The organism is Nonomuraea sp. NPDC049655 (genome assembly GCF_044465465.1).
Classification (GTDB): domain Bacteria; phylum Actinomycetota; class Actinomycetes; order Streptosporangiales; family Streptosporangiaceae; genus Nonomuraea.
In genome coordinates this window covers 213,740-235,005 of sequence record NZ_JBITLS010000016.1, presented here as the reverse complement: position 1 = coordinate 235,005, position 21,266 = coordinate 213,740, and the positions used below count along the sequence as shown (strand labels likewise).

20 protein-coding genes are annotated in these 21,266 nt (G+C 70.7%); 10 read left to right on the top strand and 10 right to left on the bottom strand.

Features of this window, described 5'->3' with window-relative positions; genetic code table 11:
* Positions 1–10: 10 nt before the first annotated feature.
* A complete protein-coding gene (locus ACIBQ6_RS41900; RefSeq protein WP_397218568.1) occupies positions 11–769 on the bottom strand; it encodes a hypothetical protein in 759 nt (252 codons plus the stop codon).
* Positions 770–831: 62 nt separating this feature from the next.
* Positions 832–2,223 (bottom strand): sigma 54-interacting transcriptional regulator, encoded by a 1,392-nt coding sequence (locus tag ACIBQ6_RS41895; RefSeq protein WP_352326127.1) that lies wholly within the window; start codon positions 2,221–2,223, stop codon positions 832–834.
* A 172-nt stretch (positions 2,224–2,395) separates the two neighbouring features.
* Here ACIBQ6_RS41895 and ACIBQ6_RS41890 point away from each other — a divergent pair, with 172 nt between their 5' ends.
* Both ACIBQ6_RS41890 and ACIBQ6_RS41885 read left to right on the top strand, forming a co-directional pair.
* A complete protein-coding gene (locus ACIBQ6_RS41890; protein ID WP_352353142.1) occupies positions 2,396–3,577 on the top strand; it encodes an FIST N-terminal domain-containing protein in 1,182 nt (393 codons plus the stop codon).
* Positions 3,574–4,569 (top strand): ROK family protein, encoded by a 996-nt coding sequence (locus ACIBQ6_RS41885; protein WP_397218567.1) that lies wholly within the window; start codon positions 3,574–3,576, stop codon positions 4,567–4,569. The genes ACIBQ6_RS41890 and ACIBQ6_RS41885 overlap by 4 nt, the downstream gene beginning before the upstream one ends.
* 116 nt (positions 4,570–4,685) lie before the next feature.
* Here the strand turns inward: ACIBQ6_RS41885 and ACIBQ6_RS41880 are convergent, their stop codons facing one another.
* The 4 genes from ACIBQ6_RS41880 to hppD form a co-directional block, all read right to left on the bottom strand.
* A complete protein-coding gene (locus tag ACIBQ6_RS41880) occupies positions 4,686–5,381 on the bottom strand; it encodes a hypothetical protein (protein WP_397218566.1) in 696 nt (231 codons plus the stop codon).
* Entirely contained in the window at positions 5,378–5,923 is a 546-nt protein-coding gene (locus ACIBQ6_RS41875; protein ID WP_397218564.1) for an RNA polymerase sigma factor, read from the bottom strand. Before ACIBQ6_RS41875 ends, ACIBQ6_RS41880 begins: the two co-directional genes overlap by 4 nt.
* 73 nt (positions 5,924–5,996) lie before the next feature.
* On the bottom strand, positions 5,997–7,403 hold the full coding sequence (locus ACIBQ6_RS41870) for a M1 family metallopeptidase (RefSeq protein WP_397218563.1): 1,407 nt from the start codon (positions 7,401–7,403) through the stop codon (positions 5,997–5,999).
* Positions 7,404–7,589: 186 nt separating this feature from the next.
* On the bottom strand, positions 7,590–8,672 hold the full coding sequence (gene hppD / locus ACIBQ6_RS41865; RefSeq protein WP_397218562.1) for a 4-hydroxyphenylpyruvate dioxygenase: 1,083 nt from the start codon (positions 8,670–8,672) through the stop codon (positions 7,590–7,592).
* A 130-nt stretch (positions 8,673–8,802) separates the two neighbouring features.
* Here hppD and ACIBQ6_RS41860 point away from each other — a divergent pair, with 130 nt between their 5' ends.
* Positions 8,803–9,282, top strand: coding sequence for an Lrp/AsnC family transcriptional regulator (locus ACIBQ6_RS41860; RefSeq protein WP_352323250.1), 480 nt, complete (start codon positions 8,803–8,805; stop codon positions 9,280–9,282).
* Positions 9,283–9,499: 217 nt separating this feature from the next.
* Positions 9,500–11,566, top strand: coding sequence for a transglycosylase domain-containing protein (locus tag ACIBQ6_RS41855; RefSeq protein WP_397218561.1), 2,067 nt, complete (start codon positions 9,500–9,502; stop codon positions 11,564–11,566).
* Here the strand turns inward: ACIBQ6_RS41855 and ACIBQ6_RS41850 are convergent.
* The gene (locus ACIBQ6_RS41850) at positions 11,552–13,516 is read right to left on the bottom strand and encodes a thioredoxin domain-containing protein (RefSeq protein WP_397218560.1); all 1,965 of its coding nucleotides are present in this window, start codon (positions 13,514–13,516) and stop codon (positions 11,552–11,554) included. The two genes, ACIBQ6_RS41855 and ACIBQ6_RS41850, sit on opposite strands and share 15 nt — an antisense overlap.
* Positions 13,517–13,610: 94 nt before the next feature.
* Here ACIBQ6_RS41850 and ACIBQ6_RS41845 point away from each other — a divergent pair, with 94 nt between their 5' ends.
* Positions 13,611–14,762: a hypothetical protein gene (locus tag ACIBQ6_RS41845; RefSeq protein ID WP_397218559.1), complete on the top strand. Its 1,152-nt coding sequence runs from the start codon at positions 13,611–13,613 to the stop codon at positions 14,760–14,762.
* Here ACIBQ6_RS41845 and ACIBQ6_RS41840 read toward each other — a convergent pair.
* Genes ACIBQ6_RS41840 through mca form a run of 3 tightly spaced genes read right to left on the bottom strand, consistent with a single transcriptional unit; the run spans position 14,748 to position 16,122 of the window.
* Positions 14,748–15,041, bottom strand: coding sequence for a GNAT family N-acetyltransferase (locus tag ACIBQ6_RS41840; protein WP_352323254.1), 294 nt, complete (start codon positions 15,039–15,041; stop codon positions 14,748–14,750). The two genes, ACIBQ6_RS41845 and ACIBQ6_RS41840, sit on opposite strands and share 15 nt — an antisense overlap.
* Positions 15,042–15,203 (bottom strand): hypothetical protein, encoded by a 162-nt coding sequence (locus ACIBQ6_RS41835; protein WP_352323255.1) that lies wholly within the window; start codon positions 15,201–15,203, stop codon positions 15,042–15,044.
* Positions 15,204–15,237: 34 nt separating this feature from the next.
* Positions 15,238–16,122 carry a mycothiol conjugate amidase Mca gene (gene mca, locus ACIBQ6_RS41830; protein WP_352323256.1) on the bottom strand — a complete coding sequence of 295 codons (885 nt, stop codon included), beginning with the start codon at positions 16,120–16,122 and terminating at the stop codon, positions 15,238–15,240.
* A 147-nt stretch (positions 16,123–16,269) separates the two neighbouring features.
* Between mca and ACIBQ6_RS41825 the strand changes: the two genes are divergently transcribed.
* From ACIBQ6_RS41825 to ACIBQ6_RS41805, 5 genes are all read left to right on the top strand, one after another.
* Positions 16,270–16,692: a DUF4307 domain-containing protein gene (locus ACIBQ6_RS41825; protein ID WP_357974645.1), complete on the top strand. Its 423-nt coding sequence runs from the start codon at positions 16,270–16,272 to the stop codon at positions 16,690–16,692.
* 108 nt (positions 16,693–16,800) lie between these two features.
* Positions 16,801–17,301: a transcription elongation factor GreA gene (greA, locus tag ACIBQ6_RS41820; RefSeq protein ID WP_352323258.1), complete on the top strand. Its 501-nt coding sequence runs from the start codon at positions 16,801–16,803 to the stop codon at positions 17,299–17,301.
* 140 nt (positions 17,302–17,441) lie between these two features.
* The gene (locus ACIBQ6_RS41815) at positions 17,442–18,551 is read left to right on the top strand and encodes a C40 family peptidase (protein WP_397218558.1); all 1,110 of its coding nucleotides are present in this window, start codon (positions 17,442–17,444) and stop codon (positions 18,549–18,551) included.
* A gap of 66 nt (positions 18,552–18,617) precedes the next feature.
* On the top strand, positions 18,618–19,139 hold the full coding sequence (locus tag ACIBQ6_RS41810) for a hypothetical protein (RefSeq protein ID WP_358294480.1): 522 nt from the start codon (positions 18,618–18,620) through the stop codon (positions 19,137–19,139).
* 249 nt (positions 19,140–19,388) lie between these two features.
* Positions 19,389–21,182 carry a phosphoenolpyruvate carboxykinase (GTP) gene (locus ACIBQ6_RS41805; RefSeq protein WP_397218557.1) on the top strand — a complete coding sequence of 598 codons (1,794 nt, stop codon included), beginning with the start codon at positions 19,389–19,391 and terminating at the stop codon, positions 21,180–21,182.
* The last annotated feature ends 84 nt before the right edge of the window (positions 21,183–21,266 follow it).

The following is a 21,266-nucleotide window of genomic DNA, read 5'->3' as shown; positions in this document are numbered from 1 at the left end:
CCCCGCCCGTCTACGGACGCCTGGCCACTTCCCACACCTCGACCGCGCTGTTCGCGTCGGGCGTATAACTCACCTGCACCTGCACCGCGCGCCCGGCCCCCTTGAGCGCCTTGGTCAGATCGGCCGACTCGCAGGGCAGCGTGCCGAGCCCGCGCTTGTCGACGCCGGCCGGCTTCCCGGACACCCAGCGGTCGCCGCAGCGGGCGGTGGCCCGGTAGAAGGACGTCAGGTACGTGTAGCCGAGCTTGAGCTGCTTGCCTCCGGTGCTGAACAGGATCGTCGCGTCGTCGACGCGCTTGACCGAGCCGCGCGCGGTGACCGGCTCCGGCCAGGCGTTCAGCAGGAACTCCTGGGCCTTCACGGCCTTGCCGCCCTCGTACTCGACGCGCAGCGGGACCGCGCCCTCCCGGAGCCCGACGGTGAGCTGGGCGGGCTTGCACGACGTCCGGCCCAGGCCGTCGCGGTCCAGCGCGACCCGGCCCTCGGTCTCCTTCAGGTCGCAGGCCGTCGTCACCCGGCTGTAGGCGGCGCGGGTGTAGTCGAGCTTGAGCTCTTCGGCCCCCGGGATCGCGGTCAGCTTGTAGAGCACGTTGCCGCCGCGCCGCACCTTGGCCGGCTTCATGGGCACGATCCGCAGGCTGCCCTTGCCGTCGGCCCAGGCGTAGCCGTAGGCGGTCTTGGCGGCTGCCCTGGCGGGGGCCGCCTGCGCGGGAAGCGCGAGGCCGCCCAGGACGAGGCCGACGGCGGTGGCATGGATGAGCAGGCGCATGGGCGGTTCCCCCCGGAGTCGTGATCAACCAAACACTACGACGCGGGAAACCGCCCGATTGTTCACGTCCTGTAGATCGTGACCCCGTCGAGGTCTTCCTTTGACAGCCGCCGCATCAGGTAGAGACCTTCCAGCGCGAACTCCAGGGCCGCCGCGGCGTGCCCGGGGGACTCCTCGCCGGCGCCCATGCCGAGCCTGGACATGATCTTGGCCAGGCCGCTGACCGGACCGATCCGGTGCAGCAGCTCGGCCGCGGCCACCATGTCGCCGGACTCCACCTGGTTGCCCTCGGCGAACTTGTCGGTCACCGGGGCCAGGTCCATGCCGCCCAGCCTGTTCCTGAACGTCTCGGCCGTGGCCCGGCGCAGCAGGTGGGCCAGGATCTCGGTCTCCCTGCCCTCCTCGCTGACCTCGAACTCCACCTTGCCGCGCAGGCTGTGGACGACGCAGGCCAGGTCGCAGACGCGCGTGACGGCCTGGTCCTCGCCCTTGATCGCGGACCTGCGCACGGCGGAGGCCGCGGCGGTCTCGGCGGCGGCGATCGAGAAGCGCGCCGACACGCCGGAACGGGCGTCGACGGCCGTGGACTCGCGGACCAGCCGGGTGAACCTGGCGATCACCTCGATCAGGTGCTCCGGCACGTCGGCCCCGATGTCGGGCACCGACTCCTGGCGGATGAGGGTGAGCTCGTCCTCGACCGTGAGCGGGTAGTGGGTGCGGATCTCGGCGCCGAAGCGGTCCTTCAGCGGCGTGATGATGCGGCCCCTGTTGGTGTAGTCCTCGGGGTTGGCGCTGGCGATGAGCAGGATGTCGAGGGGCAGGCGCAGGTTGTAGCCGCGCACCTGGATGTCACGTTCCTCCAGCACGTTGAGCAGCGAGACCTGGATGCGCTCGGCCAGGTCGGGCAGCTCGTTGACGGAGAACACACCGCGGTTGGTGCGGGGGACCAGGCCGTAGTGGACGGTCTCGGGGTCGCCGAGGGTGCGCCCCTCTGCGATCTTGATGGGGTCGACGTCGCCGATGAGGTCGCCGACGGAGGTGTCGGGAGTGGCGAGCTTCTCGCCGTAACGCTCGTCGCGGTGCTTCCACGCCACCGGCAGCTCGTCGCCCAGCTCGCGCGCCAGGGTCTTGCAGCGCGTGCAGGCGGGTGCGTACGGATGGTCGTTGATCTCGCAGCCCTCGACCACCGGGGTCCACTCGTCGAGCAGGCCGGTGATCGTGCGGATGAGCCGCGTCTTGCCCTGCCCTCGCTCACCGAGCAGGACCAGGTCGTGCCCGGCGAGCAGCGCCCGCTCCAGGTGTGGCAGGACGGAGTCGTCGAAGCCCACTATGCCGGGGAACCGGGGCTCGCCGGCCCGCAGCCTGGCCAGCAGGTTTTCCCGGACCTCGGCCTTGACGCTGCGATGAACGTGGCCGCTCTCCCGCAACTCGCGGAGAATACGTGGCTGATGCACGGGATCGAGACTACGTCCCCCGCGAGAAATGCGGCAGAGAGTTTCGCATCTGGCGGAGATTTCGGATCTTGACCTATTGCGTGACGGTTCGTACGCGTGCTTGTCCCTTTAGTGGGGAGAATCGGCCCTAGGGAACATGTACATGTCGAGGGAGGCGAGACGCGTGGCCTTGATGACAAGCCGCTTCGCCGACGGCCTCGCCGTGGGTTCCGACCTGGTGGAGGCCGCGGAGAGCGCCGTCGGTCAGGCACTGTCGAGGCTCAGCGGCCAGGCCGACCTGGTCTGCTTCTTCATCTGCGGCGAGGACCCCGAGGACGTCGCGAGAGCAGGCCAGGCCGCGATGAAGCTGGCGCCCGAGGCGCACGTGATCGGATGCAGCGCCACCGGTGTGATCGGCGACGGGCAGGGGGTCGAGCTGACGCCCGCGGTGAGCGCGTGGGCGGCCACCCTGGAGGGGGCCAGGCTCACCACGTTCGCCCTGGAGACGCTGGCGGCCGAGGACCGGTTCGTGGTCGTCGGGCTGCCCGAGCGCACAGGCGACGACCACGTGGCGATCCTGCTGGCCGACCCGTACACCTTCCCGACCGACGCGTTCGTGGAGCGTTCGGTCGACGTGCTCGGCGACCTGCCGCTGATCGGCGGCCTGGCCAACGGGCTGCAGGGCAGGGGGTCCGTACGGCTGTTCGCGGACGGCAAGATCTACACCGAGGGCGCGATCGGCGTCCTGCTCAGCGGGCCGATCAAGATCAGTACGGTGGTCAGCCAGGGCTGCCGCCCGATCGGCCCCAGCATGGTGGTCACGGCCTCGGAGGAGAACCTGCTGCTCGAACTGGCCGGTCAGCCCGCGCTGGCCCGGCTGGAGGACATCGTCAGCGAGCTGGACGAGGACGACCGCGAACTGGTCGCCGCCGGCCTGCAGATCGGCGTGGCCATGGACGAGTACGCCGAACGTCACGAACGCGGCGACTTCCTCATCCGGGGCGTCATCGGCATCGACCCCGAACGCGAGGCCGTGGCCATCGGGGACATCGTGGAGATCGGCCGTACCGTGCGCTTCCAGGTCAGGGACGCGGCCACCGCCGACGAGGACCTGTACGACCTGCTCGACGCCCACCGCGAGGAGCTCGGCAAGGTCGACGGCGCGCTGCTGTTCTCGTGCAACGGCCGGGGCTCGGCGATGTTCGGCACCGCCGACCACGACCCGGTCGCCCTGCGCGACACGCTGGGACCGATCGGCGTCGCGGGCTTCTTCGCCGCGGGCGAGGTCGGGCCGGTCGGCGGGCACAACCACGTGCACGGGCTCACGGCGTCCGTGCTGGTCTTCTCCAGCGCCGCGGAGCCGGAGCTGTCGTGATCCTGGCGATCGACGTCGGCGGCACCAAGATGGCCGCCGGGCTGGTGGCCCCCGACGGCGCCGTGATCACCTCCCGGCGCGCCGCCACCCCCCAGAACGCCGACGCCGAGACGCTCTGGCACACCCTCGCCACCCTCATCGACCCCCTGTCGGCGCGCGCCGAAGGGGTCGGCGTGGGCTGCGGCGGGCCGATGACCTGGCCCGACGGCGAGGTCTCGCCGCTCAACATCCCCGGCTGGCGCGGCTTCCCGCTGCGCGCCCGGCTGGCCGGCCGGTTCCCCGGATTACCGGTACGCCTCCACAACGACGCCATCTGCCTGGCCATCGCCGAACACTGGCAGGGCGCCGGCCAGGGCAGCGCCGACATGCTGGGCATGGTGGTCTCCACCGGCGTCGGCGGCGGCCTGATCCTGGGCGGACGCCTGGTCAACGGTGGCACGGGCAACGCCGGCCACATCGGGCACGTCGTGGTCGAACCGGACGGCGGCCCCCGCTGCGGCTGCGGCGGCCACGGCTGCCTGGAAGCGATCGCCCGCGGCCCCGCCCTCACCGCCTGGGCCCTCACCCAGGGCTGGACCCCCGCCGCCGTCTCCGAGCCCATGGAGGCGTCCGAGGGTGGGGAGGCGTCCGAGGGTCCTGCGGCGTACCTGGAGGATCGGGCGGTCACCGGGCGGGCGCTGGCGGCCGACGCGCTCGCCGGGGACCCCATGGCCGTGCTGGCCATGCGGCGGGCCGGACGGGCGCTCGGGATCGCGATCGCCTCCGCCACCCACCTGTGCGACCTGGACCTGGTCACGATCGGCGGCGGACTGTCGCAGGCCGGCGAACCGCTGTTCGGCCCCCTGGAGGAGGCGCTGCGGGACCACGCCCGCATGGGTTTCGCCCGCCGCCTCAAGGTCGTGCCCGCCGCCCTCGGACAGGAGGCCGGCCTGGTAGGCGCCGCCGCCCTCCTCCTGGCCGGCGGCGCCTACTGGACCTCCTCCCGCGACTGACCTCCGCGGGAGGGTCGCCGGGCGGGCGCGGGCCGAGGGTGCGGAGGCCGCCGCCTGCCCGGGAGGGCGGTCGTGTGCCGGGCGGAGGGCGGCAGAACCGCCGACCGCCCGGGACGTCAGCCCTGTTCGGTGTGCCAGCCAGGGCCGTCGCCGGTGCCCTCGCCGTTGCTCCCGCCGGTGCCTTCCCCGGTGCCCGTCCGGGTGCCGGAGCGGTCGGTGGGGCCGTCCGTGGGCGGCGCGGGCATCGCGGTCGGCTCGCAGGGGGCCACCGCGCCCTTGACGATCTGCAGGGAGGTGGAGACCGGAGGGGCCTCCGGCCCGCTCCTGTCGAGGGTGACCGCCAGCACGAGCGTCTGCCCGGCGGGAACCTGCCCCTTCGGGATCTTGAAGGAGATCCCGTGCCCGGTGCTGCCGATGCTCGCCTCGAACCGCCCCTCGGCGGTGCCGTGCTGCCCGCGCGGCTCCTTGCAGACCTGCCCGTACGGCAGGTAGTCCACCACCGACCTGACCCCCGCCGCGGCCAGCTCGGACGCCAGCCCGTCCGGGTCGCGGAAGGCGTTGATCTCCACCGACACCCCGCCGTCGGCCGTCCCGGTCACCGCGTACGCCGGCGCCCCGCCGAACAGGCCGGTCGCCGCCACCGTCGCGACCGCGGCGACCCCGGCCGCCGCGGCCAGCCCCACGAGCCTGCGCCGGGGCCGCCGGACGACCGGCGTGACGACCTGCCCCCCGGCCTGCGCCCCGGCCTGCGCCGGGCCGGCCGCCATCTCCTGCTTGAGCGCGCCGAGCAACCGCTCCTCGAAAGTGTTCATGCCTCTCCCTCCACGTACACGGCCGACGGCGAAGCGACGTTCTCCATGGCGCGTCTGGCCCGGTGCAGGCGGACCCGCGCGGTCACCTGCCTGATGCCGAGGGCGGCGGCCGCCTCGGAGACGGTGAGCTGGTCGATCGCCACGAGCTCCAGCACCGCGCGTTCGCCCTCCGGCAGGCCCGCCATGGCCTCCAGGGCGCCGCGCATCCCGCGCTCGGCGTCGATCCGCTCCTCCATCCGGACGAGGTCGTCGTCGTCCATCAGCCGCCGCCCCGCGATCCGGCCGGCCGCCCGCGCTTCCCGGGCGGACCTGCGGAGCTGGGCCGACACCACGTTGCGGGCCACGCCGTACAACCACGCGGTCTGGCTGCCCCGGCCCGGCACGTAGGTGTGGGCCGAGTCGAGGGCCGCCAGGAAGACGTCGGCCGTCAGGTCGGCGGCCAGGTGGGGATCGCTCACCCGCCGGACCACGAACCGCATGACGACGTCGACATGGCGGCGGTAGAAGGCCTCGAAGGCCGCCGGGTCCTCGTTGAGGCGCACTGGCCTCGCTCCCTTCGTCGTTCGCCCTTACACCTGTACTTGGCTCGGCCGAAGGAAAGCGTTTCGGCGCAGGTCAGGCCAGGGTGGGGCGGCGCGGCTGGAAGAGCCACGCGTCGAAGAGCGGGTCGAGGTCCTTGCCGGACAGCCGCTCGGACAGGTCGACGAACTGCCGCGTGGTGACGTTGCCGTAGCGGTGTTCGGCGGTCCAGGTCTTGAGCAGCTTGAAGAACGTCGGGTCGCCGACCGCTTTGCGCAGGGCGTGCAGCGCCATGCCGCCGCGGGTGTAGACCGACTCGTTGAACAGGTCACCGGGCTTGGCCCGGCCCGGCGGGTAGGACCACATCGGGTCTTTGGCACTGCGGTTGTAGAAGTCCTTGAAGATGGTGTCGGCGGTCTTCTTGCCCCGGTGCTCCGACCACAGCCACTCCGCGTACGTCGCGAAGCCCTCGTTGAGCCACAGGTCCTTCCACCGCTTGATGGTCAGGCTGTCGCCGAACCACTGGTGGGCCAGCTCGTGGGCGATGATGCCCTCGTCGGGGTCGAAGCCGCCGTAGAGGGGCTTGGTCTGGTTCTCCAGGGCGTAGCCGGCCGAGTAGTCGTCGACGATGGCGCCGGTCGAGGAGAACGGGTAGGCGCCGAAGACCGTGCTCCAGTAGTCGGTGATCTCGCCCGAGACGTTGTAGACGCGGTCGAGGCCGGTCTTGAACTTCGGATCGACGGCCGCGTACGTCGGGATGCCGCCCGGCGAACGGCCCTGACGCACCTCGAACTTGCCGATCGTGGCCGTGGCGAGGTAGGTGGCCATCGGGTGCCGCTCGCTCCACCGGTAGGTGGTGCGGCCGCCCGCGGTGGACGGGGACGCGCTCTGCTCGCCGTTGGCCACGACGGTCAGGCCGGCGGGCACGGTGACCGTGAAGTCGAACGTGGCCTTGTCGGCCGGGTGGTCGTTGCTGGGGAACCAGGTCTTGGAGCCGTTGGGCTCGGAGGCCACGAACGCGCCGTCGGCGGTGGGGATGAACCCGTACGTGCCCAGGTTGGCGGTGTCCTTGGCGGGCGTGGGGCTGCCGGAGTAGGAGATCTCGGCGGTGAACGGCGAGCCGGCGTCGAGCCGCGCGGCCGGGGTCACGGTCAGCTCGCCGTCCTTGCGGGAGAAACGCGCGGGCGAGCCGTCGACGCTGACCTTGGCGACGTCGAGGCCGGTGAGGTCGAGGTTGAAGCTCGACAGGTCTTGGGTGGCCTTGGCGCGGATCTTCGTCAGGCCGGTGAGCCGCTTGGTCGCCGGGGTGTAGTCGACGGTCAGCGAGTAGTGGGCGACGTCGTAGCCGCCGTTGCCGTCCTGCGGGAAGTCGGGGTCGCCGATGCCCGGCGCGCCCGTGTGGCGGCCGGCGGCCGAGCGGGGCGGCGGCTCGTCGGTGGGCGCGCACGCGAGCACGCTGATCAGCGCCACCAGCACGGCCGCGCCGCGTCTTCTGATCCGCATAGGTGAACCAGCCCCCTTCAGCCCGTGACCTGAATCTTACGCAGGGTCACGCGCTCCCGACGACTGGTCACCGTGGAGGGGGAAGAGCCGGAGGCGCCGGCGGCTCCCCGCCGCCGACGCCTCATCAGCCCAGAATGTGGTGGTGGTCCCATAAAATCCAGATCACCCCCACTAAGTCGGGACAAACTAAAGGTTGCCCCTGCGTTCCTGCTCGCGCTCGATCGCCTCGAACAGGGCCTTGAAGTTGCCCTTGCCGAAGCCGAGCGACCCGTGCCGCTCGATCAGCTCGAAGAAGACCGTCGGGCGGTCCTGGACCGGCTGCGTGAAGATCTGCAGCAGGTAGCCGTCCTCGTCGCGGTCGACCAGGATCTTGCGCTTCTTCAGCTCCTCGATCGGCGCCCTGACCTGCCCGATGCGCTCGCGCAGCTCGGGGTCGTCGTAGTAGGAGTCGGGCGTGTCGAGGAACTGCACGCCCGCCGCGCGCATGTGGTCGACGGTGGTGAGGATGTCGTTGGTGGCCAGGGCGATGTGCTGCACGCCGGGCCCGCCGTAGAACTCCAGGTACTCGTCGATCTGCGACTTCTTGCGGCTGATCGCCGGCTCGTTCAGCGGGAACTTGACCTTCCGGGTGCCGTCGGCCACGACCTTGGACATCAGCGCCGAGTACTCGGTCGCGATGTCGTCGCCGACGAACTCGGCCATGTTCGTGAAGCCCATCACCTTGCGGTAGAACTCCACCCACTCGTCCATCTTGCCGAGCTCGACGTTGCCGACGCAGTGGTCGACCGCCTGGAACAGGCGTCCGGTCTTCGTCGCGGGCGGCGCGACGAGCGGCTCGGCCGGCACGTAACCGGGCAGGTACGCGCCCCCGTAGTTGGACCTGTCCACGAGCGTGTGCCGGGTCTCGCCGTAGGTGGCGATGGCCGCGAGCACCACCTTGCCGTGCTCGTCCTCCAGCGTGTACGGCTCCACCAGGCCGGTGGCCCCGTGGGCGACCGCGTAGGCGTACCCGGCCTCCACGTCGGGCACCTGGATGGCCAGGTCGATCACGCCGTCACCGTGCTCGGCGACGTGCCTGGCCATGTCCGTGCCGGGCCGGATCGAGGCCCGGAACTCGAAGGTGGCGCTGCCCGAGGTCAGGACGTAGGCGACCGCGTCGCGGCTGCCGTTCTCCGGCCCGCGGTAGGCCACCAGTCGCATGCCGAAAGCGGTCGAGTAGTAGTGGGCGGCCTGCCGGGCGTTGCCCACGGCGAACACCACGGCGTCCATGCCGTTAACCGGAAAGACATCAGTCATACCCCTAACTCTCGATTTAGCTGGACGAGTTGTGCAACAGTTACTTGAACGAGTGCACAATCTGTCCACCCATCTCGGGTCAGAGTCGGAGAACTTGTACAGCATGACGATCGACGAACTGGACGCCCGGCTGATCTCGCTGCTGACCGCCGAGCCCCGGCTGGGCGTGCTGGAGTGCTCCCGCCGCCTCGGCGTCGCCCGCGGCACCGTCCAGGCCAGGCTCGACCGGCTGGTGGCCAGGGGTGTGATCACCGGGTTCGGGCCCGACGTGTCGCCCGTGGCGCTCGGCTACGACGTGACGGCGTTCGTCACCATGGAGATCAGGCAGGTCTCCGGGCACGACCCGGTCGCCCACCGGCTGGCCCACATCCCCGAGGTGCTGGAGGTGCACACCATCACCGGCGGCGCGGACCTGCTGTGCCGGGTGGTCGCGCGGACGAATGCCGATCTGCAAAGGGTCATCGACCAAATCGTGGATGTTCAGGGGGTGCTCAGGACTTCTTCGATCATCGCACTCGACACCCCGGTTCCTTACCGAGTGCTGCCTTTGGTCGCCGATGTTCCGCGCCGCGGGGGGCGCTAGACGTACCATCGCTTAGGGACGAGGCACCGTTATCGATCGTTTACCCTTGACATTCGCCCAGCTGGCGGGGGTTGGGCGAAGGTGTCTCAGAGGGGGGTCTCGGATGCGGGGCGGTGGTGGAAAAGGCATGCGGAAACGGCGCGTACTCCGAATAGTGTTGATCTCTTTCGGCGCCGGAATCGCCGTGCTTGCCGGTCTTTTCGCCATTGCGTGGGCGATGACTCCCATTCCCGACAGCACGCAGAAATCGGCCACCGCCGAAGGCTCGGTGATCTATTACCGCGACGGCAGGACGGTGCTCGCCCGGCAGGGCGTCGACCGCCGGAACGTCGAGCTGGCCAAGGTGCCCAAGCACGTGCGCGACGCGGTCATCGCCGCCGAGAACCGCTCGTTCTACAACGACGGCGGCGTCTCGCTCAAGGGCACCGCGCGGGCCGTCTGGTCCACCGTCACCGGGCAGCAGCTCCAGGGCGGCTCCACGATCACCCAGCAGCTCGTGCGCAACTACTACAGCGGCCTCAGCCAGGAGCGCTCGGTCACCCGCAAGTTCAAAGAGATCCTCATCGCGATGAAGGTCGACCAGTCCAAGTCGAAGGACTGGGTCCTGGAGCAGTACCTCAACACGATCTACTTCGGCCGCGGCGCCAACGGCGTCCAGTCGGCCGCGCGCGCCTACTTCGGCAAGGACGTCGACAAGCTCACCGTCGCCGAGGGCGCGTACCTGGCGGCGGTCATCCAGCAGCCCAGCAGGTTCGCCGACCCCGAGGGCGCCGACCTCGACGCGGCCCGCTCCCGCTGGCAGGCCGTGATCGACGCCATGGGCCAGACGGGCGCGCTGTCGCGCCAGCAGGCCGCCGCCGAGCGTTTCCCGGTGCTCAAGGCGCCCAAGAAGCCGTTCGAGCTCAAGGGCCAGGGCCAGTACATGCTCGACCAGGTCACCGCCGAGCTCAACCGGCGCGGCTACTCCGACGAGACCATCAACAGCGGCGGCCTGAAGATCGTCACGACGTTCGACAAGAAGCTCATGACGGCGGCCGAGCAGGCGGTCAAGGACGTGCTCCCGGCCTCGACGCCGAAGAAGGTGCGCACCGGGCTGGCCGCCGTCGATCCGGCCACCGGCGAGGTCGTCGCCTTCTACGGCGGCCGCCACGACCAGGTCGGCGACTACGACAACGCGTTCTCTGCCAAGCGGATGGCGGGGTCGACGTTCAAGCCGTACACGCTGGCCGCCGCGCTCGACAACGGCTTCGACCTGTCCACCAGGGTCGACGGCAACTCGCCGCTGCGCGTGGCCTCGGCCGACAAGCCCATCCCCAACGACAGCGGCCGCTCCTACGGCCAGATCAACCTGGTCAGCGCCACCCAGAACTCCGTCAACACGGCCTTCGTCGACCTCGGCCAGAAGGTCGGCCTGAACAAGGTCGCGGAGGTCGCCGAGGCCGCGGGCATCCCCAAGGAGCAGTTGCAGGGGCAGCAGGCGTACGCGACCTTCCCGCTCGGCGTGTCCTCGGTCAGCGCCGTCCAGAACGCCTCGGGCTTCTCCACCTTCGCCAACAAGGGCGTGCACATGGAGGCCCACGTGGTGAAGTCGGTCACCGACGGCAAGGGCGAGAAGAAGACGGTCAAGCCCGTCGCCACGAAGGTGGTGGGGGAGCAGGCCGCCGCCGACACCGTCTACGCGATGCAGCAGGTCGTCAAGTACGGCACCGGCACTGCCGCCCGCCTCTACGACCGTCCGGTGGCCGGCAAGACCGGCACCACCGACGACTCCAAGAACGTCTGGTTCAACGGGTTCGTCCCGCAGCTCGCCGTCGCCGTGAACATGTTCCGCAGCGACGACGAGACCGTCACCATCCCCGGCTACGGCACGCAGTTCGGCGGCCAGCTCCCGGCGCAGATCTGGCGGGCGTTCATGACCGAGGCCATGGCCGGCGAGCCCGTCGAGGAGTTCCCCGAGCCCTCCCAGTACGGCTACGAGTCCTCCTACTCGCCGCCCGACCGCGGCCGCGACGTCCGCGACCAGCAGTCGACGCCGCCCGCCGACCAGAACGAGTGGGGCAACCCCGACTCCGGCCCCACCGATCAGCAGCCGTTCGGCGACCCGACGGTCACCGAGGCCCCCACCGACGACGGCTCCGGCGACAACGGCAGGACCGGCCGCGACCGGCAGGACGAACGCCCCCAGGACGCGCCCACGGCGCCCTCCGACCAGCCTCTGGGGCCCCCGGAGGAGAGCCGCGACACCCAGCGCGACAACCTCGGCCGGCCGTCAGGCACCGGCTAGCTCGGCCCGCAGCTCCTCCACCGTGGTGACCGGCAGCCGGCAGGCGAACCCCCTGCACACGTAGGCGGCCGGCGCGCCTCCGACGGGCCCGCGCCCCTCCAGCAGCGCGGGGAAGGGCTCGCCGCCGGCCTCGCCGTCGCCGGGCGCGACCACCAGGCCCGGCACGTCGGCCAGCAGCGCCTCCCGGTGCAGGGCGGCCGTACGCGGGTCGGCGGGGCTGCCGACGACCGCCACCTCCACGGGCCCGTCGAGCGCCGCGCGGGCCACGGCCAGCCCCCAGCCGGCGAACCTGGCGTGCCGGTCGGCCAGCACCGACACCGTGGCGAGCGCGGCCGCGGCGGCCTCCCGGTGCCGGGCCGAGCCGGTCAGCGCGCCGTAGGACAGCAGGGCCCCCGCGGCCGCGTACTGGCCGGAGGGCGTGGCGTTGTCGGTGGGGTCCTGTGGACGCTGGAACAGCCGTTCGGCGTCGTCAGCGGTGTCGTAGAAGCCGCCGGAGCCGTCGGAGAAGCGGTCGAGGACCGTGTCGAGCAGCGTTCCGGCCAGCCGGAGCCATTTCGTCGCGCCGGTCACGCCGTAGAGGGAGATCAGCCCCTCGGCCACGTTCGCGTAGTCCTCCAGGACGCCCGCGTTGGCGCCCGCGCGCCCGTCGCGGGAGGTGCGCAGCAGCCGCCCGCCGGTCGTGTGCACGTCCGCGAGCAGCTCGGCCGCCGCCGTGGCGGCCTCGACCAGGTCGGGACGCTCGAACACCACGCCGGCCTCCGCGAGCGCCGCGACGGCCAGGCCGTTCCAGGAGGCCACGACCTTGTCGTCGCGGCCCGGTCGCACCCGCAGCTCCCTGGCCGCCAGCAGCCTGCCGCGCACGCCGGCGTACCGCACCGGGTCCTCGGGGTCGCGCGGGAGCTGGAGCACCGACGTGCCGTGCTCGAACGTGCCGGTGACGTCGAACAGGCCGGTGGCCCAGCGGCCGTCGTCGTCCCCCAGGACCTCGCGCAGCTCCTCGGGCGTCCAGACGTAGAACTTGCCCTCCACGCCCTCGCTGTCGGCGTCGAGGGCCGAGGCGAGGCCGCCCTCGGGCGTGCGCAGCTCGCGCAGCATCCAGCCGGCCGTCTCCAGCGCCACCCGGCGGGCCAGGTCGCCGCCGCCCGCCTTCCACCAGTGGGTGTAGACCCGCAGCAGCAGGGCGTTGTCGTAGAGCATCTTCTCGAAGTGCGGGACCACCCACTCGGCGTCGACGCTGTACCGCGCGAAACCGCCGCCGAGCTGGTCGTAGATGCCGCCGCGGGCCATGGCTTCGAGCGTCCGGCCGCTCATCTCGCGCTCGCCGCAGCGCAGCAGGAACTCCAGGACCATCGACGGCGGGAACTTCGGCGCGCCGCCGAACCCGCCGTTGACCGGGTCGAACGACTCGCGCAGGTTGGCGACGGCCCGCTCCAGCGTCTCCGCCTCCGGAGTGGCGCCGCGCGGGAACGCGGTGTTCTGGTTGAGCGCCTCGACCACCTTGGCGCCCTGCGCCAGCACCGACTCCCGGTCGCCGGTCCACACCCGGTGGATCTCGGCCAGCAGCCGCCGGAAGTGGGGGCGCGGGAAGTACGTGCCGCAGTAGAACGGATGGCCGTCGGGCGTGGCGAACACCGTCATCGGCCAGCCGCCCTGCTGGGTCATGGCCTGGGTGGCGGTCATGTAGACGGCGTCGACGTCGGGCCGCTCCTCGCGGTCGACCTTGACGTTGACGAAGTGCTCGTTCATGAGGGCGGCCGTGTCGGCGTCCTCGAAGCTCTCGTGGGCCATCACGTGGCACCAGTGGCACGCCGAGTAGCCCACGCTGATCAGCAGCGGCACGTCCCGGCGCCGGGCCTCGGCGAACGCCTCCTCGCCCCACGGGTGCCAGTCGACGGGATTGCCCGCGTGCTGCAGCAGGTAAGGGCTCGTGGCGTCGTTCAACCGGTTCATCAGGACCTCCCTCGCTCACCCTAAACCGCGTCCCCGGGGACGGCCCGCCACCCCGCGGCTGACTCGGGCGGGGCGGACGGCGTAGGTTACGGGCGTGGACATCGACTACGTCTGCGCCCACGCCGGCCGCCCGCCCGCCGCCGTCACGCGCAGGGACGTCGCCCGCGCGCTGCTGGCCGTGCCCTCGGGCGTGGCGCTGGTGGCGCTGCCCGATCTGCGGCGGGCCATGGTGGCGGCGGGCAACCCGCTCTCGCAGCCGTTCTGGGACTCCGCCAAGGCCACGCTGAGCTCCATCGAGGCGGGCGTGGCCACCGTCGGCGACGTGCAGCGCTGGGTCGAGTCCACCGGCACCGAGCCGATCCTCATGACGCCCAGCTACTTCGTCTGGCCCGAGGAGGACGAGCGCGGCCCGGTCGCGGCCGAGATGTTCGGGCGCATGGTCTCCTTCCTGGAGGAGCGCGTCGCCGCCGGGGAGGTCGCCCCGGACGCGCTGGCCCAGGGCGACCACGCCGCCCGCCGGGCGTACGAGGAGCTCCAGGAGCACTGGCTGGCCACGCCGCTGCCCGACGGCCGGGTGCCCGGCTTCGCGGTCAGCGACGAGCAGGACGAGGAGCTGTTCGCCGCCCTCGACGAGGAGGAGGCGTTCGCGCTGTCGGAGCTGCGCCGCATCGTCGGCGAGCTGCCCAAGGCGCCCGAGCTGCCGCTGGTCGAGCTGGAGCTGGCCGCCGCGCGCCTGCGCGTGCTGCTGGACCTGCCCGGCTACCCCGCGAACGTGCTGCGCGCCTGCGCCGGGTTCGACGACCGGCCGATGCCGGACGACGACCGGGAGTTGTGGCTGGCGGTGGCGGCGGGCGTGGCCGGGCCGATCTCCGACCTGTCGGAGGCCGACGACGTGCCGGAGGAGTTCGCCGACCTGGAGGGGGAGCTCGGCCACGAGGACACCGCCCTGGCCAACCTGTGCGCGATCCAGCACGCCGACTGGCTGGCCGCGGTGGCGGCGCTGGCCCGCATGGGGCCCGGGGTGCTGGCCTCGCCGGAACGCCTGGCCAGGCTCATCGCCGAGTCCGACGACATTGAGTCGGGCGAGCAGGACGACGACGACCTCGACGCCACCGAGGGTCTGTTCGCCTCGGTGGTCAGCCTGTGGACCTACCTGGGCATCGTGGACGCCGACGAGGTGCTGACCCCGCTCGGCTGGTGGGGCCTGCCCAAGGCCCTGGAACGCGCCTGGTCACCCCGCGACTGACGGGTCGCTGTACTCCTTGAACTCGGGGTGACGCTCGATGTAGCGGGCCACGTACGGGCACAGCGGCACGATGCGCAGGCCGGTGTCGACGCTCGTGCGCAGCGCGTACTCGACGAGCCTGCTCGCCAGGCCCTGGCCCTCGTAGGCGGGCAGCACCTCGGTGTGCGTGAAGACGACTTTCGTGGGCAGCAGTCGATAGTCGGCGAACCCGGCGACCTTGCCGTCGACGAGGACCTCGAAGCGGCACTCCGTCGAGTTGTCGACTACTTCGATCGGCATCTATTCGGCTTTCTTGTCCGTGTCGCCCTCGTGCGGAACCTGGATCTTCGACATCTGCTTGTTCATCGACTTGATGAGGATGTAGAGGGCCAGCCCGATGAGGGCGACGACGGTGAAGCCGAGCAGACCCGGACTGACATCACCAGCTGCGAGAACTGTCACACCTTCAGTCTGCCACCCGTATGCCGTGGTCCGGTCAGTGGCAGGCGGGTGAGACGTCCTCGGCGTGGATGCCGGCGAACAGGTCGTCCTCGGGCAGCTCGGTGTCGACGAGCGAGCGCGCCAGGTGGTAGTCCTCGGTCGGCCAGATCTCCTGCTGCAGCTCGCGCGGGCAGACGAACCAGAAGCCGTCGGGGTCGACCTGGGTGGCGTGCGCGAGCAGCGCCTCGTCGCGGATCTGGAAGTACTCGCCGCACGGCACCCGCGTCGTCACCGGCCACTTGGCCGGCCGGTCCTCCCAGCGGGAGATCCAGTCGGAGTACGGGGAGCCGAGGCCGCGCTCGGTCATGGCCTCGTGCAGCGCCTCGAAGCGCTCCTTGGTGAAGCCCATCTGGTAGTAGAGCTTCATCGGCTGCCACGGGTCGCCGGTGCCGGGGTAGCGGTCGGGGTCGCCGGCCGCCTCGAACGCCTCGACGGAGACCTTGTTGGTCATGATGTGGTCGGGGTGCGGGTAGCCGCCGTCGTCGTCGTAGGTGATGATCACGTGCGGGCGGAACTCGCGCACGGCGGCCACCAGCGGGGCCGAGGCGTCCTCAAGCTTCTGCAGCGCGAAGCAGCCCTCGGGCAGCTCCTCCTCCTCGCTCTCCGGCAGGCCGGAGTCGACAAAGCCCATGAAACGCTGCTGGACCCCGAGGATCTCGCGGGCCCGCTCCATCTCCGCCCTGCGCACCTCGCCGATGTTGGCCACGATCTCGGGCCGGTCCATCTTCGGGTTGAGCACGGAACCCCGCTCACCGCCCGTGAGGGTACAGACCAGCACTTCCACGCCTTCGCGCACGTAACGCGCCATCGTGGCGGCGCCCTTGCTCGACTCGTCGTCGGGGTGGGCGTGGACTGCCATCAACCTCAGGGGTGCACTCACGGGCGCGTTCTCCTCACAGGGTCTCCTCGGTGGAGGACCGGTCACTCGTCCAGAGAGGTTAGTTTCTGCTGGGCGGTCGCGAGGGCACGCCCCCCGCGGGCGACAATTGTCTCGGATAACGCTCAGGGAGTGCAGGGAGATTCCGCCATGGTCACCGAAGATGTCGGGAACGGACCCGTTCTCGGCACACCCGACGACTTCCCCGACCGTCCGAAGAGAGGCGGCCGGCTGGTCGTGCATGTCGTGATCGGCGTGCTGGTGGCCATCGTCGCGGGTGGCTGGGGATGGGTGATGTGGTCGATGACGGCCGGCGGCGGCTCGGAGGCCCCGGCGCAGGTCGTCTCGTTCAGCATCGACGCGCCCGGGCGCGCGGAGATCACCTTCGAGGTGTACAAGCCCGACGATAGAGTGGCCGTCTGCCGGATCAGGGCACTGGACGTCTACCACGCGGAAGTCGGTAGCAAGGAAGTAAGAATCCCGGCTGGTGAGGGTAGTAAGCAGCTCAAGGAGAGCCTCGACACCAGTGGTCAGGCCACTTCCGTCCACATCCAGTACTGCAATCTCGTATAGTGAGACATTTGGGGAAGCGTCCGGGCGGTTGAGTTGTTAGCCTTTCGCAATTCGACCGTCCACATCCTCAAGTGATCTCAGGGCCCCCTAGGCAAGCAAGGAGAACCCGTGGCCGACTCTCGCGATGAGAACGTCACATGGCTGACGCAGGAGGCGTACGACCGCCTGAAGGCGGAGTACGAATATCTCTCTGGCCCCGGGCGCGTCGACATCGCCAAGAAGATCGAGGCCGCCCGTGAGGAGGGCGACCTGAAGGAGAACGGCGGCTACCACGCCGCCAAGGACGAGCAGGGCAAGATGGAGGCCCGGATCTTCCACCTCCGCCAGATCCTCGACAACGCCAAGGTGGGAGAGGCCCCCAAGACCGAAGGCGTGGTCGGCCCCGGCATGACCGTGACGATCCGGTTCGTCGGCGACGACGACGAGGTCACCTTCCTACTCGCCTCCCGCGAGGAGAGCGGAGCGCCGATCGACGTCTACTCGCCCAAGTCGCCGCTCGGCTCGGCGATCAACGGCAAGAAGATCGGTGAGAAGGCGACGTACTCGATGCCCAACGGCCGCCAGAACACCGTCGAGATCCTCGAGGCTGTGCCGTACATCGGCAACTGACCCCCGCAGATCCTGACCGCCGGGCCCACGTCGGCCCGGCGGCGTTTTCGCGTTCGCCGGGAATCGCGCAGGACCTCAGCTTCCTGGTGAAGACGCGGAAACGGCGAGACTTATCCAGGCTCGTCCCCTTCATCGTGGTGATGCTGGTGGCCGTGCTCACCACCGACGTGCTGGTGCTGGTCCAGACGGGGGAGGAGCAGGCGCCGGTCGAGGTGGTGCGGGCGCGGCCGGTGCCGAAGCAGACGCTCATGGCCCAGTCCCGTGCCGACCAGCCCGTGGCTCCGCTGGGCAAGCTGCGCAAGCCCAACCTCTTCGTGCTCACCCGCAAGCCGTTCACGGACGAGCTGCTGCGCAAGGTGGCCGGGCTGCGCGGCGTACGGGCCCTTGAGCTGGCCGACGCGGCCTCCATCTCGCTCGACGGCAAGCGGGTGCAGACGCTCGCGGTGAACCCGTCCACGTTCCGGGCCTACACCCCCAAGGTGACGGCGTCGTCGGACGCCCTGTGGCAGAACGTCGCCTCCGGCGACGTGGCGGTCTCGTTCGTGCTGGGCAACGACGGCGGCCTGGCGCTGCACAGCCGCGTGAGCGGGCCGGCTGGGCCGCTGCGCATCGGCGCGTACGCCACCACCGGGTTCGGCGCGGTCGACGCGGTCGTGTCCAAGGAGACCGGGCGCAGGCTGCGCCTCCCGCGCGACAACGCGCTCATCGTCAGCGCCCCGGGCGCGAACTCCGACGCGCTGCGCCGGGCCATCCTGGCCGCGATGCCCAAGGGCACGCAGGTGGCCACCGTCAACCCCGTCCAGCCGCGGCCCAGGGCCGACACTCCGAAGAACTGGCCGTCCGGATCGTTCATGACCGTGGAACAGCTCACGGCGGCGCTGAAGGCCGCGGTGTCCAAGCTGGGCCGGCCGTACGTGTGGGGGGCCGAGGGGCCCGACACGTTCGACTGCTCGGGGCTGGTGCAGTGGGCCTACGGGCAGGCGGGCGTGCGGATGCCGCGGGTGACCCACCAGCAGTGGGTGGCGGGGCCGCAGGTGCCGCTGGCGCAGGCGCAACCGGGCGACCTGATCTTCTGGCGCAACGACCCGACGAATCCGGGTTACATCTCGCACGTGGCGATCTACTGGGGCAACGGGAAGGTGCTGCAGGCGCCGCGCACCGGTGACGTCGTCAAGATCTCCCCGTTGAGCACGCGGAACCTGGCCGGCGTCGTCCGGGTCAGCCCCGTCGCGGCCGCCCGCGTCCGCTGAACGAACCTTCGCACGATCCGCGGTTCGGCTCGTGCATTTCGCGCGCAACTGTGTAATCGTGATTACATGTCAGCAGACGATATGAGCGCGCAGGTCCGCGGCTGGTTCACCGGCCGGCTCCCCGAGGGGTGGTTCACCGGGGCCCCCGAGATCGTCCGTGACCGCGAGGAGATCGCGGTGCTCGGCACGCTGCCCGACCCGCCCGCCGACACGCCCGAGGCCGAGCGGCTCGCCCTCATCGAGGGGCTGGCCCGCCGGTTCCGTGAGGAGACCCGCGAGCGGCGGATCGAGATCGCCCGCGAGGCGGAGCGCCGGTTCCGCCAGAAGGTCTCCTGGGGCGTGCGGTGCGGGGGCGAGACTGTGATGTTCACCACACTCTCCGTGCCCGTGATGACGCGTCTGCGTCAGTCTGAGCGTCAGGTGCTCGACACGCTGGTCGCCGCCGGGGTGGCCAGGAGCCGCAGCGACGCGCTCGCCTGGTGCGTGCGCCTGGTCGGCAAGAACACCGACACCTGGCTGGCCGAGCTGCGCGACGCACTCCAGCACGTCGACAGAGTGCGCAACGCGGGCCCGGACGTCAATTCCTGAGAACACCGGCGGAAACGGCTCGAGAAATTGGACTAAACCACTGCGGTAATTGGTTTAGACCACGTGAATTGGCCTGGACCGGCCCCGCGAAATTCCTCTTTTAAAACTCCGAGTCCTGGGTAGGCTCCCCGGATCGTCAGGGCCGCTGCCTGCGGCGACGGTCGCGCCAACAGGTCTATGCCAATTGGCTTTCATGCGCCTTCGTCGTTAATGATGACTGGGCCCTGAGAGAGTGGAGGAGTCGCAGTCGTGTCCGTTTCCGTGGAAGTGCCCGCGCCGACGAGCAATCGCGAATTGGTCGCGTGGGTGAACGAGATCGCAGCCCTGACCCAGCCCGACCGGATCGAGTGGTGCGACGGCTCGGAGGAGGAGTGGACGCGCCTTACCAACCTCCTCGTCGAGCAGGGCACGCTCACCCGGCTCGCCGCGCGCCCGAACAGCTTCTACGCCAAGTCCGATCCCAGCGACGTGGCGCGGGTGGAGGACCGTACCTACATCTGCTCGGAGCGCGAGGAGGACGCGGGCCCGACCAACAACTGGATCGCTCCAGCGCAGATGCGCCAGACCTTCTCCGAGCTCTTCGCGGGCTGCATGCGCGGCCGCACGATGTACGTCGTCCCGTTCTGCATGGGCCCGCTCGGCGGCGAGATCTCGCAGCTCGGCGTCGAGATCACCGACTCCGCATACGTGGCCGTGTCGATGCGGATCATGACGCGCATGGGCGACCGGGCGCTGCGCCTGATCGAGCAGCGCGGCGGCTTCGTCAAGGCCGTCCACTCCGTCGGCGCCCCGCTGCGGCCGGGCCAGTCCGACGTGGCCTGGCCGTGCAGCTCCACCAAGTACATCAGCCACTTCCCCGAGACCCGCGAGATCTGGTCCTACGGCTCGGGCTACGGCGGCAACGCGCTGCTCGGGAAGAAGTGCTACGCGCTGCGCATCGCCAGCGTCATGGCCCGCGACGAGGGCTGGCTGGCCGAGCACATGCTCATCCTCAAGCTCACGCCGCCCGACGGCGAGACCCGTTACGTCGCCGCCGCCTTCCCGAGCGCCTGCGGCAAGACGAACCTGGCCATGCTCCAGCCCACGATCCCGGGCTGGAAGGTCGAGACGATCGGCGACGACATCGCCTGGATGCGCTTCGGCGACGACGGCCGCCTGTACGCCATCAACCCGGAGGCCGGCTTCTTCGGCGTCGCGCCCGGCACCGGCCAGGTGACCAACGCCAACGCCATCAAGACCCTCTGGGGCAACAGCATCTTCACCAACGTCGCCCTGACCGACGACGGGGACGTGTGGTGGGAGGGGCTCACCGAGGAGCCCCCGGCGCACCTGACCGACTGGAAGGGGCGCTCCTGGACGCCCGACAGCGACGAGCCCGCCGCCCACCCGAACGCCCGCTTCACCACACCCGCCTCCCAGTGCCCGACCATCGCACCGGAGTGGCAGGACCCCAAGGGCGTGCCCATCTCGGCGATTCTCTTCGGCGGCCGCCGCGCCACCGCCGTGCCTCTGGTCACGGAGTCGCTGAGCTGGGAGCACGGCGTCTTTCTCGGAGCCAACGTCGCCTCCGAGAAGACCGCCGCGGCCGAGGGCAAGGTGGGCGAGCTGCGCTACGACCCGTTCGCCATGCTGCCGTTCTGCGGCTACAACATGGGCGACTACTTCGGCCACTGGCTCGACATCGGCCGGGTCAAGGGCGCGAAGCTGCCGCGCATCTACTACGTCAACTGGTTCAGGAAGAACGACGAGGGCAAGTTCATCTGGCCCGGCTTCGGCGAGAACAGCCGCGTGCTCAAGTGGATCGTCGACCGCCTCAACGGCGAGGCCAAGGCGAACCCGACGGCGATCGGCCTGCTGCCCGCCGAGCTGGACACCGACGGCCTCGACCTGTCCGAGGAGGACCTGCGCACGCTGCTGTCGGTCGACCGTGACGTGTGGCGCGAGGAGGCGGCCCTGATCCCGGCCCACTTCGAGAAGTTCGGCGACCACCTGCCGAAGGAGCTGTGGGACGAGTACGACGCCCTGCTCGACCGGCTCGGCTGAGCGGGCGCGGGGGGGGGGGGGGGGGGGGGGGGGGGGGGGGGGCCCGGGGCGGGGGGGGGGGGGCGGCGGGGGGGGGGGGGGGGG